Origin of the sequence: Pseudoalteromonas sp. SG43-7, from assembly GCF_014164295.1 — a bacterium.
Classification (GTDB): Bacteria; Pseudomonadota; Gammaproteobacteria; order Enterobacterales; family Alteromonadaceae; genus Pseudoalteromonas; species Pseudoalteromonas rhizosphaerae.
This window is the reverse complement of record NZ_JACJEY010000139.1, coordinates 1-1409: the sequence shown is the minus strand read 5'-3', so window position 1 is coordinate 1409 and position 1409 is coordinate 1. Positions and strand designations below refer to the sequence as shown.

Here is a 1409-nt window from a genome sequence, read left to right as displayed (position 1 = left end):
CCTACTCGTCACTACGCACACGTAGATTGTCCTGGACACGCCGATTATGTTAAAAACATGATCACTGGTGCTGCTCAAATGGACGGCGCTATCCTTGTTGTTGCTGCGACTGATGGCCCTATGCCACAAACGCGTGAGCACATCCTTCTTTCTCGTCAAGTTGGCGTTCCTTACATCATCGTATTCATGAACAAATGTGACATGGTTGATGACGAAGAGCTACTTGAACTAGTAGAAATGGAAGTTCGTGAACTTCTTTCTGAGTACGATTTCCCAGGTGATGACTTACCACTAATCGCTGGTTCTGCGCTTAAAGCGTTAGAAGGCGAGAAAGAGTGGGAAGACAAGATCATTGAGCTTGCAGACGCACTTGATTCTTACATCCCAGAGCCAGAGCGTGACATCGATAAGCCATTCATCATGCCTATCGAAGACGTTTTCTCAATCCAAGGTCGTGGTACTGTTGTAACTGGTCGTGTTGAAGCTGGTATCATCCGCATCAATGACGAAGTAGAAATTGTTGGTATCAACGATACAACTAAATCTACTTGTACTGGTGTTGAAATGTTCCGTAAACTACTTGACGAAGGTCGTGCTGGTGAGAACATTGGTGCACTTCTACGTGGTACTAAACGTGAAGACGTTGAACGTGGTCAAGTACTAGCTAAGCCTGGTTCAATCAACCCACATACAACATTCACTTCAGAAGTATACGTACTTTCTAAAGATGAAGGTGGTCGTCATACTCCATTCTTCAAAGGTTACCGTCCACAGTTCTACTTCCGTACAACTGACGTAACTGGTGACGTACAGTTACCAGATGGCGTAGAAATGGTAATGCCTGGCGATAACGTTAAGATGACTGTAAAGTTAATCTCTCCAATCGCAATGGATGAAGGTCTACGTTTCGCAATCCGCGAAGGTGGCCGTACTGTAGGTGCTGGTGTAGTAGCAACTATCGTAGAGTAATAATTAACTTTTAAGTTAATTATTAGAAAAAGGTCACTTCGGTGGCCTTTTTTAATGTCTGGGATTTACGTCATGTGAAGGTGGCGCTGTTACCCATAGGCGTAGGTGCTTTGTAGCAACGTTCAATGAGTAATAATTAACTTTTAAGTTAATTGTTAGGAAAAGGTCACTTAGGTGGCCTTTTTTAATGTCTGCGATTTACGTCATGTGAAGGTGGCGCTATTACCTTAGGCGTAGGTGCTTTGTAGCAACGTTCAATGAGTAATAATTAACTTTTAAGTTAATTATTAGAAAAAGGTCACTTTGGTGGCCTTTTTTAATGTCTGCGATTTGAGCTGTAAGCCTTAAGCGGTAAGTTTTAAGTTGCTCGGCGTTAATATGTACTTGTAGGCGAGTGGCTTGCCACCGCGTTTATAACAGAAAGTAAATATATTAAATTT

General features: G+C 42.4%; 1 protein-coding gene. It reads left to right on the top strand.

Going from position 1 to position 1409, the window contains the following annotated elements; translation table 11 throughout:
• The coding region (tuf, locus tag H5200_RS23125) for an elongation factor Tu (protein WP_182762824.1) at positions 1-969 on the top strand (969 nt) is incomplete at its 5' end.
• Positions 970-1409: the final 440 nt, after the last annotated feature.